This is a genomic window from Erythrobacter sp. 'gip.4 top 5', assembly GCF_056495765.1.
Genome location: NZ_CP200270.1, coordinates 21,023 through 34,129 on the forward strand (window position 1 = coordinate 21,023; position 13,107 = coordinate 34,129).

Consider the following 13,107-nt stretch of genomic DNA (forward strand, 5'->3'; position numbering starts at 1 on the left):
ATGCACCTGCGGCACGTGCGCTATCGACGGAAAAACGGGCGCCCAAAAAACAGGGCAGGCGTTTATCGCGCTGCCGCTGTCTTCATGGCGGAAAGATCGATCACATCGCCCCTGCTCAGGCTGACGCCCAGCGCCGCGCCGGGGGTTGCGATGGTGCCATCGGCGCGCTGGCCGAGGTTCTTCGGGCGTATCAGCAACAAATCCTGGTGGCCCAGAATGCGGCCATCATGCGCGAGGATCGAAACGGGGCCGATCGGCAAACGGTCCAGCTCATCGACCAGCACCGGGTCTTCCACCACGGTTTCGCTGCCGTATTTCTGGCCCCACTGGCGCAGCGCCAGCATTGCGGGGAGCAGATCAAAGCCCTTTTCCGTCAGACGATATTCGATCTTGCGGCGATCATCGGCGCAGGGTTCACGCTTCAGAATGCCATGCTCGACCAGCTTGGCGAGGCGGTTGGACAGGATGTTGCGGGCAATTCCCAGCTCGCTCAGGAATTCTTCGAAGTGCTTGAGACCATTGAAGCTGGCGCGCAGGATCATGAACGACCAGCGTTCGCCCATCACCTCCAGCGCCTGCGGCAAGCCGCATTCGATCAGCTCGCGCAGCGGTTCTCTCAGTTCACCCATGTGCCGTGGTCCCTTCCCCGTCGGAGGCTTGTGTAGCCGCTTTTTGACGGCCTCACAAAAAATTTCCATTTCGAGTTGCAAGTCACAACCTAGTTAGGTAGGTGGCGATTAGCAACCGGTTTCGAATCGAAATGTTGCATTGCAAAATGTCGTGAGTGAGACCACAGGGCCACGGCCCCAATAACGAAACGCAAGGACAACCCCCATGATCAACACCCTCTCGATTCCCCGCACTGGTAAGCTCGCGATTCTCGCATCGGCGCTGGTCTACACGGGCCTCAGCTTTGGCGTCGCCAGTGGCGCCGCGCCCGCGAATGCGGCTGGCGCACCTTACTACACCGCGATGCTCTCGGCCCCGGCCAGCGAAAACCGCGCCGTCGCTGACGGCGTGGCATGGGCCTGCAAGGACGCAACCTGCGTCGCCAACAAGACCACTGCGCGTCCGCTGCGCGTGTGCCGCGGCCTGAACCGCAAGTTCGGGGAAATCACGACCTTCAAGGTCGATGGCCAGGACATGGCTGCCGAAGAACTGGCCAAGTGCAACGGCTGATCCCGGGCTGAGACGATGTCCCTCTCTGTGCGGCTACCCTCTCCAGCCGTGACAGAGCTCCATGGCCCCCGGCGCGCGCTGTTCCCACAGCGCGCGACCGGGGGTTTTGGTTTGGGCAGAGCGCCTTGGCGAAGGCGAAAGCCTTAAAGCAGCCCGGCGGCGCGCAGCTGCGCTTCAAGGCTGGGCGCGTCGATAAAAAGATGCGCTTCCCACCCGCGTGCGCGCGCAGCGTCGATGTTGGCGGGGTTGTCATCGGTGAAAAACAGACTGGCGCCGGAGCGCCCGCTGCGCTGCTCGACGATTTCGTAGATCCGCGCGTCAGGCTTCGCCACTTTTTCGACGCCTGAGACGATAATATCTGCAAAGTGATCGAAGATCGGCTGGGTCGGGCGGAAGCCCTGCCAGAACTCGTCACCGAAATTGGTCAGGCAGAACAGCGGCACGCCCACACCCGCCAACCGCTCCACGATCGCGTGGGAACCTTCGATCGGCCCTGGCACGGTTTCGTTGAACCGCGACTGATAGGCGCGGATGTGCGATTCATAAGCGGGGAACTGCGCGATCCGTTCCGGCACCATGTCCGCCAGCGCACGGCCCCGGTCATGTTCATAATGCCATTCCTCGGTCACCACGTTGGCCAAGAACCAGGCCAGCTCCTCCGGATCGTCGATCAGCTTTTCGAACAGCGCGCCCAGCTGCCATTGAAACAGCACCCGGCCCACATCAAACACCACCGCCTTTTGCACCGCGCCCGCTCCTCAAATGCGTGCGGCCCGCGCTCCGGTAAGGAGGCGGGCCGCCAATTCCATCAGCTGCCCATGCCGGGCAGCCGCGCCAATCAGCCCTGGCGGGCCTTGAAGCGACGATCGGTCTTGTTGATCACGTAAGTGCGGCCGCGACGACGGATCACGCGGTTATCGCGGTGACGACCCTTAAGCGACTTGAGGCTGTTGACGATCTTCATGGCTCTCAGCTTTCAAATGAAAACGCGCCGGATCGAGCCCGACGCGCGAATAGTCGAACACGGCCGTTAGCGGCGGCCATTGCGTGCGTCAATGCGCTTGCACGGCACCAGGGGTCAGGCCTTGCGCAAATCCGCCAGTTTTCGCTCCCACGCCAGCGCATGGGCGATGATCGTGTCGAGCTGCGCGTGCTGCGGCTGCCATCCCACCGTCTGTTTCAGCCGCGCGGGGTTCGCAATCAGCGAATCGGGATCACCCGCCCGGCGCCCTTCGATCCGGCGATCGAGCTTGTGATTTGTCACCTGGTCGACCGCGTCGAGCACCTCCTGCACGGAGAAGCCTCGCCCGTAGCCGCAATTCATGGTCAACGAGCGCGCCGGCTCCGCCATCAGCGCCTCAAGCGTCTGCACGTGGGCCGCCGCCAGATCGCTGACGTGGATATAATCGCGCACACCGGTCCCGTCGGGCGTCGCATAATCGGTGCCAAAGACACTGACCGATTCGCGCAGGCCCAGCGCTGCTTCGATCGCCACCTTGATGAGATGTGTTGCGCCGTCAGTCGATTGCCCGCTGCGCGCCTGCGGGTCGGCGCCCGCCACATTGAAATAGCGCAAAACGCCATAGTTCAGCGGGTGGGCCGCCGCGACATCGGCCAGCATCTGCTCGGTCATCAGTTTGGACCAGCCGTAAGGATTGATCGGGCGCTGCGGCGTATCTTCGTCAACCGCGGCGACATCGGGAATGCCATAGGTCGCGGCCGTGGAGGAAAAGATGAAGTGCGGCACGCCAGCGGCGACCGCCGCTGCAATCAGCGCACGGCTTTTGGCGGTGTTGTTGTGGTAATATTTAAGCGGGTCGGCCACGCTTTCAGGCACCACGATTGAGCCTGCGAAATGCATAACGCCGCGCGTTTTCTGTTCTGCAAATATCCGCGCCAGCAACGCCGCATCGGCAATGTCGCCTTCGTAAAGCGGCACGCCATCGGGGATCGCGAACCGAAATCCCGTCGTCAGATTGTCAATCACGGCGACAGGCCAGCCTGCGTCGCGCAAGGCCAGCACGGCGTGACTGCCGATATAGCCCGCGCCGCCGGTCACGAGTACGGGGGGTTTGCCAGAAGTTGTCATGTGCTGCGCCCTACCCCGTCATCCATTTCCAATTTCTCAACATGGATCACATACCCATGGGTCTGTGCACATCGCGCGACGCACCCTATATTGGGTCTTCCACAAAAGGAACCTGTGCCATGCTGCCTCCCCGCCTGCTTGCTCCCCTCGCCGCCGCCACTGCTCTAGCGTTGTCGGCCTGTGCGACGTCGCCTTACACCGGCCCCGTCGAAGTCACGCGGTTCGTGGCGGATAGCCCCGCCGGGCTGGGCCAAGGCACCATCGCGCTCGCTTTCCCCGACGAAATCAGCAACGAAAGCGCACGCCGGGCCTTTGCCGCGGCTGTCGGCAGTGAACTCGCCGCGCTTGGCTACACAGTCGTGCCCGCAGGCGCGCAGGCCGGGCAGACCGCCACGATCCGCACCAGCCGCGCTCCGATTGCCGCAGCACCTGTGCGCAGTGGTGGCCCGGTCAGTGTTGGCGTAGGCGGGCAGACCGGCGGCTTCGGATCGGGCCTTGGCGCGGGGGTCGGCATCAATCTGGGCGGCGGACGCGAACAGGCTAACGCCGTCACGGAGCTTTCCGTTCGCATTGCGCAAGCCGGCGGTGCGACTTTGTGGGAAGGCCGCGCGCAGCTCGCAACTGGGGTCAAGTCGCCCTATTCACAGGTTGACGCCAGCGCCCGCACGCTCGCTGCCGGGTTGTTCCAGGACTTCCCCGGTGGCAATGGCGAAACCGTGACGATCAATGTGAAAAATCTACAGGCGGACCAATGACTTCTCTTTATATCGATGCCGAGTTCGACAGCGGGAATATCGATGTGCTGGGGATTGAGGGGCGGACCGCGCGCCTTGCAATCCGGCGCGACACGGCTTCCGAATTCTTCCAGTGGTTCCACTTTCGCGTCGCGGCCCCCGCTGGCGAAGAGGTTGTTCTCAAGATCACCGGACTGAATGCCAGCGCCTATCCGGGTGGCTGGCCCGACTACGACGCCTGCGTCTCGGAAGACCGCGCCTATTGGGGCCGTGCGGCTTCAAGCTTCGACAAGGACGAGGATGGCGGCACGCTGACGATTCGCCATCTTCCGGCCACCGGCGTGTTCTGGTGCGCCTATTTCGCGCCCTATTCGATGGAACGCCACCATGATCTGATTGCGGAAGCTGCCACGTGCGAAGGCGTCGATTACGTCAGGCTTGGCACCACGATTGATGGCCAGCCGATTGATTGTCTCGAAATGGGCGACGGCGCGACGCAGGTGTGGCTTTATGCCCGCCAGCATCCCGGCGAAAGCCAGGCTGAATGGTGGATGGAAGGCGCGCTTGCCTGCCTCACCGATCCTGCCGACCCGGTCGCCCGCGCGCTACGCAAGCACTGCCGTTTGCACATCGTTCCTAACTGCAACCCCGATGGTTCGCGCAGGGGCCACTTGCGAACCAATGCCGTCGGCACCAACCTCAACCGCGAATGGGCTGAACCGACGCGTGATCGGTCGCCCGAAGTGCTGGCAATCCGCAATCGCATGGACCAGACCGGTGTCGACTTCGCGATGGATGTCCACGCTGACGAAGCGATCCCGGCAGTGTTCATTGCGGGCTTTCACGGCATTCCGTCTTGGACCGAAAAGCAGGGCGCAGGCTATGATCGCTATCAGGGCATCCTTGACCGGCGCACGCCCGATTTTCAGACCAAGCTGGGCTATCCCAAAGCCTCACCGGGGCGCGCAAACCTTGCGATGAGCACCAACCAGCTGGCCGAACGTTTCGGCGCTGTCGCGATGACGCTGGAAATGCCGTACAAGGATCTCGCTGATTTTCCCGAGCCTGAACAAGGTTGGTCGCCCGAACGCTGCAAGATGCTGGGCCGCGAATGCTTGGCAGCGCTAGTGGAATGGCTGGAAACGCGGGACGCTTAGCCCAGGTGCGCAGGGCCAAAGGCGTGCGGGAGCAAGGCCGATAGCGTCACACGCCGCACATCGTCCTTGCTGACGCATAAGACCAGCGGATCGGTGCCGCCCAATGCTGCGACTTCGTTCAGGACCTGACGGCAGCGACCACACGGCGTGATCGGTTCGCGGTCCGCCTTCAACCCGACCACGGCGACCGCCACCAGCCCGCCACGGCGCCCGGCTTCAAAGGCCTTGGCGACCGCCACCGTCTCAGCACACAGGGCGAGACCATAGCTCGCGTTTTCGACATTGCAGCCGGTGATCACTGCGCCGTCATCAAACAGCAGCGCCGCGCCCACGGGGTAATCGGAATAGGGCGCATAGGCGTGCTCGGCCGCAGCAAAGGCAGCAGCAATCAGGCGGCGTTCCTGCGCATCGTCCGGGGTCATTTTTGCACCACAACCCATTCAACTGGTTCCTCCGCCGCTTCCGTCACCAAAGCGGAATTGGCCGTCCATAGCAGCCACGGGCGACCTGCATAGTCGGGCCGCGCCCGGTCGCGGGCCAGCCACAAATCGCGTGCCATCGTATGGGCTGTTTTGTGGCGGTCCTGAAAACCGGCCCCGAGCTTGAGAATTGCGGGCCGGCCAGCGTGGGTTTCGATCTGGTTGATCAGAGTCATCAACTCGCTTTCAACCGACGCATCGCTGACCGTGGGGATGCAGCTATCGGCAAGCCGGGTCAGACTGATTGCGGGCGGCAGCAGATCGGCATCGCGCGGCACCATCTGAGCAAACATCCCGCTCTGCGTGTCAGCCCCTAGGCACGGATCGAAATCGAGCACCACGCCCACTTGTAGATCGGCCTGACGCGCGCGAGCAAAGCGTTCGGCAAAGCCCGCAGGCGAAGCGGTCGCCAGCGGCAAATAGACGAACTGCGCACCCACAGCTTTCAACGTAGCAAAACCCACCGCGCCTGCGCTCACCGGCACCATCGCACCTTGCTCAGGGTATCGCGACTCGTCAGGCCGCCAACTGCGCATGTCCCACCACAACCATGCCGCAAAGATGATGCCGACCAGCACCGCAAGCGCCGTCAGCCGCAGCAGCCAGCGCCGCCGACGCGCGCCACGGCTGCGCGTGCGCTTGCCTGCAGCCGTGCGCGGGCGCTTGGCGCCCTTTGCGCGCGATGCCACCATGTTGCCCTCCGTCGCCCCCGCCTTAGCCCTTGATGTGCAGCACGCAGATCAGCGTGAACAGGCGCCGGGCCGTGGCAAAATCAGTCTCGACCTTGCCGTCCAGCCGTTCCAGCAGCAATTCGGCCGCATTGTTGTGGATCCCGCGCCGGGCCATGTCGATCGTTTCGATTTCGTTCGGGGTGGCCTTGCGGATCGCCTGATAATAGGAATCGCAGATCGCGAAATATTCGCGGATGGGGCGGCGGAAGCGGGCCATGCCGATCAGCAGCGTTTCCAGCAACACGTCGCCGGTATCGCGGATGTCCATCCCCAGCCGGCCATCCGTGACAGACAGATGCAGATGGTAAGGCCCACTGTTTCCGCGCTCGGCCGAACGTAACGGCTTGAAGCTGTTTTCCTCGATCAGATCATAGATCGCAACGCGGCGTTCCTGTTCGACATCGGCGTTGCGCCACAGGATCGTCGCTTCATCAAGCGTGACCTGGGCAATGCGATGCGATCCCGCGGCACCGGGCGCAGGCGAAAGGGGCAGGGAATCGGGCGGCGGGTCGGCCATTTTCCTGCCTTCGCAGATCGGGGGGCGGGACTTCAAGCACTTCGACACGCTCTCCCCACTATCCACAGCGTCATAAATAAATATTGGCGGCGATCGCTCTTGCGCAAGACCGCCACTCGCGGCCATTTGGCGCGATGCCCGAACCCGAAAAAGTGACCCCGATCAAAGCGTCTGGCGCCGATGCCGACGTCGTAACGCGCAAGCTGCCCTATAATCTCGAAGCTGAGGCGGCGTTTCTGGGCGCGGTGCTGATCGACAACCGGGTTCTGGAAGAATTGCAGGTGCCGATTCGCGCCGACCATTTCTTCGAAGGCCTGCACGATCGCATTTACACCCGCGTGCTGGCGTTGCTGGAACGCAACGCCACTGCCTCACCCGTCACGCTGCGCCCCTATTTCGAGGCGGACGAGGCGCTGAAGGAACTGGGCGGCACCAGCTATCTGGCGCAGTTGACCGCCAGCGGCGCAGGCCTGCTGGCCCCGCGTGAACTGGCACAGCAAATTTATGACCTCGCCTTGCTGCGCGAATTGGTGAGCGTCGGGCGCGGGCTGGTGGAAGGTGCGCTCGATACCTCGGAAGACACCTCGCCACTGGATCGCATCGCACAGGCCGAGGCCGATCTGTTCCGCGTGGCCGAAGGCGCGGCGACGGGCCGTGAAGCCTCCACCTTCCGCGAAGCCGCGATGCACGCGATCAAACTGGCTGAGGCGGCGATGCAATCAGGCGGCGGCTTGTCCGGCAAGACAACCGGCCTTGCCAATATCGACCAGAAAACCGCGGGCCTGCACCCTTCCGACCTCATCATCCTTGCCGGTCGCCCGGGCATGGGCAAGACCTCGCTTGCGACCAACATTGCTTTCAATTGCGCGGAAAAACATCTCGAATGGCAGCGCGACGGGGGCGAGTTCAACTACGGCGCGCCGGTCGCCTTTTTCAGCCTCGAAATGAGCGCCGATCAGCTGGCCACCCGTATCCTGGCCGAGCAGGCCGAGATTTCGTCCGAAGCGTTGCGCAGCGGTAAGCTGAGCCGCGAGGATTTCCAGAAGCTGTCCTATGCCAGCCAGCGTCTGGCCGAATTGCCACTGTATATCGACGATACGCCCGCCCTCACCATCGGATCCCTGCGGACCCGCGCGCGGCGGATGAAGCGGCGCCATGACATCGGCCTGATCATCGTCGATTACCTGCAACTGCTGCAAGGCTCGGGCCGCGCCAATGATAACCGGGTGAACGAAATCTCGGAAATCAGCCGGGGTCTGAAAACGCTGGCCAAGGAACTGCAGGTGCCGGTGATCGCGCTCTCGCAGCTGTCCCGCGCCGTCGAGCAACGCGAGGACAAGCGCCCGATGCTGTCCGACCTGCGCGAATCCGGCTCGATCGAGCAGGACGCCGACATGGTGTGGTTCATCTTCCGGGGCGATTATTATCACCTGCTGGTCAAGCCCGACACGCCCGATGCGGGCAGCGCGCCTGACGCGCAGGAGAAATATCGCGCGTGGGAGGAAAAGTTCGAAGGGCTTCAGGGCCGCGCCACGCTGATCGTTGCGAAACAGCGCCACGGCTCAACCGGCAATGTGCCGCTTCACTTCCAGAGCGACATCACTAAGTTCACCTCGCCGGCCTACAAGGATTATTCGGATTACGGGTACGAATAGGCTAGCCCGCGCCCATCCGGCTCAGGCGGTACTCTGCCAGTGACAGCCAGTGAACCAACCGCCAGCGCAGCCGGTTGAAAAGCGTGCTTTCGCGCTTGTAGCGTTCCAGTGTCATCGCATCGCTTGATGATTCCATGTGATCGATCAACTCGCGAAGCTTGGCCGCAAGGGCGGCATCCTCGATCCGCACCATCAGTTCGACATTGATGCGGAACGACCGCTTGTCGAGGTTGGCGCTGCCGATATAGCTGGCATCGTCCACCACGAGCAGCTTCATGTGCAGCTTGCACACGCCGAATTCCGTGATCTTGACGCCGGCGCGGAGCAACCTGCCGTAAAGGAGCCGTGCCATATCGATCGCGGCCGAAATGTCCGATTTGCCGGCGAGGATAAGCCGCACCTGGCCGCGTTTGGCGACCCGCCGGATCAAACGGCGAAAACTGCGCGGGGGCGAGAAATACGCGGACACCGCATCAAGCCGTTTGGCCGTGCGCAAATCCCGTTTGAAGACCCAGGCCCAGTGACCATGGCGGACCAGCGGACCGCCGACAAGCAGGCGCACCGGGCCCTCGCCGCCCTCCCACGCTTTTACGGTCTTGCGCAGGCTACGTAGCCGGCCCCGGTGCCCAGCCTCATCACTCGCGACCCATTTGGCAAGCAGATCGAACCATTGGCTGAATTGTTCGACAACAGCGCCTTCGATCTCGACAGAAAGGTCGCACCATCCATTATCAGCGGGAAGCGCAAAATAATGGTCTGAAACATTGGCGCCGCCGGTCATGACCCGCGTCTCGTCGGCGATGACGAATTTCTGGTGGTTGCGTATCAGGTAACGCTTGGACAGCTTGGGCGCGAAGATCGCGAAAGTCCCGCCCGCCTCGGTCAACGGCACAAAAAACCCCGCGCCAGCATCATTGCCAAAATCGTCGACAATCAGCGCCACTTCAACCCCGCGCCGTGCCGCTGCCACGAGCGCATCGCGCACCATCGTGCCCGATGTGTCCTTGTCGAACAGGTAGTAGAACACCTTGAGCTGGGCCTGCGCGCCGTCGATCATAGCGATGAGCGACTTGAGACGATCGCGTCCATGCGGGTAAAAGGTAAATTCGTGCCCGGCCGCCGCGGTGCTGAATGGGTCAAGATCGCAATAATCGGGAGCGCCCGCGGCAGGATCGGGGGTCTCGGCGGAGATTTTCGCGGTGGTCATAGTGTTCCTTGATGGCAAATCGGGGCACAGTAACAGGCTCAAGCGGCGAACAGTCGCTGTTGCGCCATAAGCGACTTCGCGAATTGCTCCCTGACTTCGATCAGATGTTGAGCATTTTTAAAGGCTGTCATGGTTAATTCCAAACCAACAGCGCGCCGCAATGTGCGCTGACAGCGTTCGGAGCGGGTGGGTGATCAACGTATCCTACGATGGTGAGTGCCCTTTTTGCACGCGCTATGTAAAGGTGGGATGAGTGCGGCGTAGTGCCGAGGTCCAGCTCGTCAACCTGCGCGAACATGATACCATTCGCCATGATCTCATCGCCGCAGGCTTTGATCTTGATGGCGGCATGGTGGTCGAAGATGCGGGCGCGCGCTACGGCGGCGACAAGGCGGTGGCGTGTATCGCTGCGCTGACCACGCCGTCCGACGCGTTCAACTGGCTGAACCGCTGGGTCTTTGCCAAGCCTGCACTCGCCGCGCTGCTTTATCCTGTGTTGCGGGCGGGCCAGTGGGTGATTCTGTTCTTGAGGGGGCGCAACTTTATCAGAAACGAGGCTTCGGCCAATTCGGCGCGGCAAGAGATCTTCTCGGCTTTTTTCGCACTGTTTTCCCTGTTCCACTTCTTCAACCACACCTTCGAGGACGGGGTTTCCCCGCACTTTTAGGACATGCTCGTGGTGCTCGCTACGGCGCTGGCACTGCTGTTGCGACCGTCCTCCAGCCGATTGCTGTTCGCGCTAATGGTGATCAGTACGGCCAGCACGGTTTTGCAGGCACCGGTCAATTCGAACCACACGATTGTCCGCGCCGCCGCGCTGCTCGGTCACTGACTGTCTTTCGTCACGGCCATGGTCCGCAACGATTCCTTTGATCGGATCTTCGACCGCTTCGCCCCGGCAGGATGCGCCGCTTTGTTGGCGATGAATTTCTTCGGCATTTTCCACAGGATCACCGCCGATTTCCTCGATCCTGTCACCAGCTGCGCGACCACCTTGTGGCGGTTGATGTCCTGGCCTCTATCCGCCTGGCAGGGTCCGGTGATTGACTATGCCGCCATTTATGGGACCTTCGTGATCGAAGGCGCCATTGCCACCGCGTTGCTCACCAAATGTTTCCGGCATTACGAAATTGCCATGGGCATCGCGTTCCATTTGCTTTTGAGCCTGAGCGCCTATGCGATGTATATATCGTTCACCACGCTTTCGATCGCGCTTCACAGTCTGTTTCTCAGCGAAGCGGCAGCCCGCAAATCGCTGGATTCGCCGACCATGTGCCTTGTCCGCCGTAAGCTGGCTGAGCCGATCTATAAGGTGGCGATCATCGGCATCGGCGTTTGGCTCGCCGCGCTGGCGTTTGGTGGTCAATACACGTTTGTCACGCTGGTGGCCTTGCCACTCGTGCTGCCATTTTGCTGGGCTGTCCTGTGTTACGGTGCAGTGGCGGGTGAGGGGCGCGGCCGGGTACCAGTGATCGGCCTGATGGTAGGAGCAATCTTCTTTGCCAATTGCGCCATGCCCTACATGGGCCTGAAAACTGCGCAGAGCGTGAACATGTTTGCCAATCTGCGGCTTGAGGCAGGCGTGAGCAATCATCTGGTCTTCAACGGCACGCATCGCCCATTTCGTTATCTGGACGATGTCGTGACATTTGACGACGGGCGCTACGCCAAGGTGTATTACGATGTGCTCGTATATTTGCACCGCAACCCGCAACAGACCGCAACTTTCACGCGGAACGGCAAGCGTTATGAAGACGCCAGTGCTGCCAGTCTTGCGCAGGATATTGATCGTCTGTTGCTGCCCGATTGGGTCAATAAATGGCTCCACTTTCAGCCCGTCGATCTGAACCAACCGGAAATCTGCGGGGTCTGACGCAGGCGTGTAACGCGGTCGAGGATCGCAGCCAGGCCCCGCTTCCTTGACTTTGCCCCCCGTCACGCGTAGCCGCAGGCGCTTATTCCCGTTTCGATTCTGATTGAAGGCCGCCCATGGCACGCGTTACCGTTGAAGATTGCGTCGACAAGATCCCGAACCGGTTTGATCTGGTCCTGCTTGCCGCTCAGCGTGCGCGCGAGATTTCCGGTGGTGGCGAACTGACGATTGATCGTGACCGCGACAAGAACCCCGTGGTTGCCTTGCGCGAAATCGCCGAGGAAACCGTTGGACCACGCGCGCTGCATGAATCGCTTGTCACCAGCCTCCAGAAGATCCTGCCCGATGACGAGGACGAAGCTGATGAAATCGGCTCGCTCAGCCAGTCGGCTGAAGCGCTGCGGATCACGGCATCGGCGCCGGCCCGCACAACGTCACTCGGTGGCGATTACGACGGCTAAGCGCTTTTGCGCTAATCGTGGTCTGATATAAAATTGTCCGATATAAGGGGCGGTCTAGACCGGGATTGGCCGGGATTAGAGCGCCCCTTGATCGTTCCAGCCCCATCCTTGATCGCTTTTGGCGGAGCCTAGACCCGCCCCGACCGTGGCCTGATCGCTTCTTGACCGGGGTCCACTAGCGCTTGCCATCGGACGAACCGCCGCTATTTCTCGCTGCTGTAACAATTGCGTAAGATCGCAGGGTAGCGCGTAAAAATGGCATCGATTGCAGTGTACAGCGTCAAAGGCGGGGTCGGGAAGACAACGCTGGCGGTCAACCTGGCGTGGTGCGCGGCCAGCATTTCGCGCCGCAAGACGTTGCTGTGGGATCTCGACGCAGCCAACGGCTCGGGCTTTCTTCTGGGTATCGATCCCAAGAAAAAACGCAGCGCAGACAGTGTCTTCGCAGATGGCAGTGATCCCTTCAAGCTGATCCAGCCAACTGCCTATCCGGCCCTCGACCTGCTACCTGCCGACGAAAGCATCCGTGCGCTCGATCGTCAGCTTGACCAGTTGGGGAAGAAGAAACGGCTGGCCAAACTGACTGCGGCGCTGGCCAGAGAATACGACCGGATTATTTTCGATTGTCCGCCTGTTCTCAATGAGTTGAGCGCCCAGATCATCCGGGCTGCCGATCTCATCATCGTTCCCCTTCCCCCCTCCCCCCTGTCGGCCCGGGCCTTCGACGTGGTCGTTGAAGAAGTCCGCGGAAGCGGCAAGGGTCACCCGCCGATCCTCCCCGTTCTGTCCATGCTCGATCTGCGCCGCGCCCTGCACAAGGATGTACGGGATGCGAACCCGACATGGCCCATCATACCGCTCGCCAGCGCGGTTGAGCAATGCGCGGTCGAGCGCAAACCTGTTGGCGCCTTTGCCCCGCGCTCTCCAGCAACACGCGCGATGGCCCAACTGTGGACCGCAATCGAGCGCAAGCTGGCGACCAAGTAGCGGTTGCAAAAAACGGCGCTTTTGCAGCATCGCGAAAG

At 61.7% G+C, this 13,107-nt stretch carries 17 protein-coding genes; 9 read left to right on the forward strand and 8 right to left on the reverse strand.

Translation table 11 applies throughout. The annotated features are described in order from the left end of the window. Positions 1–62: 62 nt before the first annotated feature. Complete coding sequence (locus tag ACRANW_RS00120; RefSeq protein WP_479432568.1) at positions 63–629, reverse strand: winged helix-turn-helix transcriptional regulator; 567 nt, start codon at positions 627–629, stop codon at positions 63–65. A gap of 205 nt (positions 630–834) precedes the next feature. Here ACRANW_RS00120 and ACRANW_RS00125 point away from each other — a divergent pair, with 205 nt between their 5' ends. Then, the gene (locus ACRANW_RS00125; RefSeq protein WP_479432569.1) at positions 835–1,179 is read left to right on the forward strand and encodes a DUF8200 family protein; all 345 of its coding nucleotides are present in this window, start codon (positions 835–837) and stop codon (positions 1,177–1,179) included. Between the two features lie 143 nt (positions 1,180–1,322). Here the strand turns inward: ACRANW_RS00125 and ACRANW_RS00130 are convergent, their stop codons facing one another. The 3 genes from ACRANW_RS00130 to galE all read right to left on the reverse strand — a co-directional run bounded on the left by ACRANW_RS00130 (position 1,323) and on the right by galE (position 3,268). Then, positions 1,323–1,925 (reverse strand): HAD-IA family hydrolase, encoded by a 603-nt coding sequence (locus ACRANW_RS00130; protein WP_479432570.1) that lies wholly within the window; start codon positions 1,923–1,925, stop codon positions 1,323–1,325. 92 nt (positions 1,926–2,017) lie between these two features. Then, positions 2,018–2,143 carry a type B 50S ribosomal protein L36 gene (gene ykgO / locus ACRANW_RS00135; RefSeq protein ID WP_017666014.1) on the reverse strand — a complete coding sequence of 42 codons (126 nt, stop codon included), beginning with the start codon at positions 2,141–2,143 and terminating at the stop codon, positions 2,018–2,020. 114 nt (positions 2,144–2,257) lie between these two features. After that, complete coding sequence (galE, locus tag ACRANW_RS00140; protein ID WP_479432571.1) at positions 2,258–3,268, reverse strand: UDP-glucose 4-epimerase GalE; 1,011 nt, start codon at positions 3,266–3,268, stop codon at positions 2,258–2,260. Between the two features lie 119 nt (positions 3,269–3,387). Between galE and ACRANW_RS00145 the strand changes: the two genes are divergently transcribed. Then, on the forward strand, positions 3,388–4,023 hold the full coding sequence (locus tag ACRANW_RS00145) for a hypothetical protein (RefSeq protein ID WP_479432572.1): 636 nt from the start codon (positions 3,388–3,390) through the stop codon (positions 4,021–4,023). After that, the gene (locus ACRANW_RS00150; RefSeq protein ID WP_479432573.1) at positions 4,020–5,159 is read left to right on the forward strand and encodes a M14 family metallopeptidase; all 1,140 of its coding nucleotides are present in this window, start codon (positions 4,020–4,022) and stop codon (positions 5,157–5,159) included. Before ACRANW_RS00145 ends, ACRANW_RS00150 begins: the two co-directional genes overlap by 4 nt. Here ACRANW_RS00150 and ACRANW_RS00155 read toward each other — a convergent pair. The 3 genes from ACRANW_RS00155 to ACRANW_RS00165 are packed head-to-tail and all read right to left on the reverse strand — an operon-like array spanning position 5,156 to position 6,886. Beyond that, positions 5,156–5,581: a cytidine deaminase gene (locus ACRANW_RS00155; protein WP_479432574.1), complete on the reverse strand. Its 426-nt coding sequence runs from the start codon at positions 5,579–5,581 to the stop codon at positions 5,156–5,158. The two genes, ACRANW_RS00150 and ACRANW_RS00155, sit on opposite strands and share 4 nt — an antisense overlap. Beyond that, positions 5,578–6,330 (reverse strand): glycoside hydrolase family 25 protein, encoded by a 753-nt coding sequence (locus tag ACRANW_RS00160; protein WP_479432575.1) that lies wholly within the window; start codon positions 6,328–6,330, stop codon positions 5,578–5,580. The genes ACRANW_RS00155 and ACRANW_RS00160 overlap by 4 nt, the downstream gene beginning before the upstream one ends. Before the next feature lie 22 nt (positions 6,331–6,352). Further along, positions 6,353–6,886 carry a UPF0262 family protein gene (locus ACRANW_RS00165; protein ID WP_479432576.1) on the reverse strand — a complete coding sequence of 178 codons (534 nt, stop codon included), beginning with the start codon at positions 6,884–6,886 and terminating at the stop codon, positions 6,353–6,355. A gap of 134 nt (positions 6,887–7,020) precedes the next feature. Here ACRANW_RS00165 and ACRANW_RS00170 point away from each other — a divergent pair, with 134 nt between their 5' ends. Continuing rightward, on the forward strand, positions 7,021–8,541 hold the full coding sequence (locus ACRANW_RS00170) for a replicative DNA helicase (RefSeq protein ID WP_479432577.1): 1,521 nt from the start codon (positions 7,021–7,023) through the stop codon (positions 8,539–8,541). Position 8,542: 1 nt separating this feature from the next. Here the strand turns inward: ACRANW_RS00170 and ACRANW_RS00175 are convergent, their stop codons facing one another. Beyond that, positions 8,543–9,748 (reverse strand): phospholipase D-like domain-containing protein, encoded by a 1,206-nt coding sequence (locus ACRANW_RS00175; RefSeq protein WP_479432578.1) that lies wholly within the window; start codon positions 9,746–9,748, stop codon positions 8,543–8,545. 253 nt (positions 9,749–10,001) lie between these two features. On the opposite strand from ACRANW_RS00175, the gene ACRANW_RS00180 reads away from it, so the two are divergent. From ACRANW_RS00180 to ACRANW_RS00200, 5 genes are all read left to right on the forward strand, one after another. Beyond that, positions 10,002–10,415, forward strand: a complete 414-nt coding sequence (locus ACRANW_RS00180) for a DUF393 domain-containing protein (RefSeq protein WP_479432579.1) — start codon at positions 10,002–10,004, stop codon at positions 10,413–10,415. A 9-nt stretch (positions 10,416–10,424) separates the two neighbouring features. Next, positions 10,425–10,580, forward strand: a complete 156-nt coding sequence (locus ACRANW_RS00185) for a hypothetical protein (protein WP_479432580.1) — start codon at positions 10,425–10,427, stop codon at positions 10,578–10,580. Positions 10,581–10,598: 18 nt separating this feature from the next. After that, positions 10,599–11,621, forward strand: coding sequence for a hypothetical protein (locus ACRANW_RS00190; RefSeq protein WP_479432581.1), 1,023 nt, complete (start codon positions 10,599–10,601; stop codon positions 11,619–11,621). A 116-nt stretch (positions 11,622–11,737) separates the two neighbouring features. Continuing rightward, entirely contained in the window at positions 11,738–12,082 is a 345-nt protein-coding gene (gene rpoZ / locus ACRANW_RS00195) for a DNA-directed RNA polymerase subunit omega (RefSeq protein WP_479432582.1), read from the forward strand. A 255-nt stretch (positions 12,083–12,337) separates the two neighbouring features. Further along, on the forward strand, positions 12,338–13,069 hold the full coding sequence (locus tag ACRANW_RS00200) for a ParA family protein (RefSeq protein ID WP_479432583.1): 732 nt from the start codon (positions 12,338–12,340) through the stop codon (positions 13,067–13,069). The last annotated feature ends 38 nt before the right edge of the window (positions 13,070–13,107 follow it).

What these genes read in the sequence shown, in the direction of transcription:
- ACRANW_RS00150 (WP_479432573.1), top strand. Translation starts at nt 4,020, where the DNA reads ATGACTTCTCTTTATATCGATGCCGAGTTCGACAGCGGGAATATCGAT.
- ACRANW_RS00165 (WP_479432576.1), bottom strand. Translation starts at nt 6,886, where the DNA reads ATGGCCGACCCGCCGCCCGATTCCCTGCCCCTTTCGCCTGCGCCCGGT.
- ACRANW_RS00120 (WP_479432568.1), bottom strand. Translation starts at nt 629, where the DNA reads ATGGGTGAACTGAGAGAACCGCTGCGCGAGCTGATCGAATGCGGCTTG.
- ACRANW_RS00200 (WP_479432583.1), top strand. Translation starts at nt 12,338, where the DNA reads ATGGCATCGATTGCAGTGTACAGCGTCAAAGGCGGGGTCGGGAAGACA.
- ACRANW_RS00190 (WP_479432581.1), top strand. Translation starts at nt 10,599, where the DNA reads ATGGTCCGCAACGATTCCTTTGATCGGATCTTCGACCGCTTCGCCCCG.
- ACRANW_RS00175 (WP_479432578.1), bottom strand. Translation starts at nt 9,748, where the DNA reads ATGACCACCGCGAAAATCTCCGCCGAGACCCCCGATCCTGCCGCGGGC.
- rpoZ (WP_479432582.1), top strand. Translation starts at nt 11,738, where the DNA reads ATGGCACGCGTTACCGTTGAAGATTGCGTCGACAAGATCCCGAACCGG.
- ACRANW_RS00160 (WP_479432575.1), bottom strand. Translation starts at nt 6,330, where the DNA reads ATGGTGGCATCGCGCGCAAAGGGCGCCAAGCGCCCGCGCACGGCTGCA.
- ACRANW_RS00125 (WP_479432569.1), top strand. Translation starts at nt 835, where the DNA reads ATGATCAACACCCTCTCGATTCCCCGCACTGGTAAGCTCGCGATTCTC.
- galE (WP_479432571.1), bottom strand. Translation starts at nt 3,268, where the DNA reads ATGACAACTTCTGGCAAACCCCCCGTACTCGTGACCGGCGGCGCGGGC.
- ACRANW_RS00145 (WP_479432572.1), top strand. Translation starts at nt 3,388, where the DNA reads ATGCTGCCTCCCCGCCTGCTTGCTCCCCTCGCCGCCGCCACTGCTCTA.
- ACRANW_RS00155 (WP_479432574.1), bottom strand. Translation starts at nt 5,581, where the DNA reads ATGACCCCGGACGATGCGCAGGAACGCCGCCTGATTGCTGCTGCCTTT.
- ykgO (WP_017666014.1), bottom strand. Translation starts at nt 2,143, where the DNA reads ATGAAGATCGTCAACAGCCTCAAGTCGCTTAAGGGTCGTCACCGCGAT.
- ACRANW_RS00170 (WP_479432577.1), top strand. Translation starts at nt 7,021, where the DNA reads ATGCCCGAACCCGAAAAAGTGACCCCGATCAAAGCGTCTGGCGCCGAT.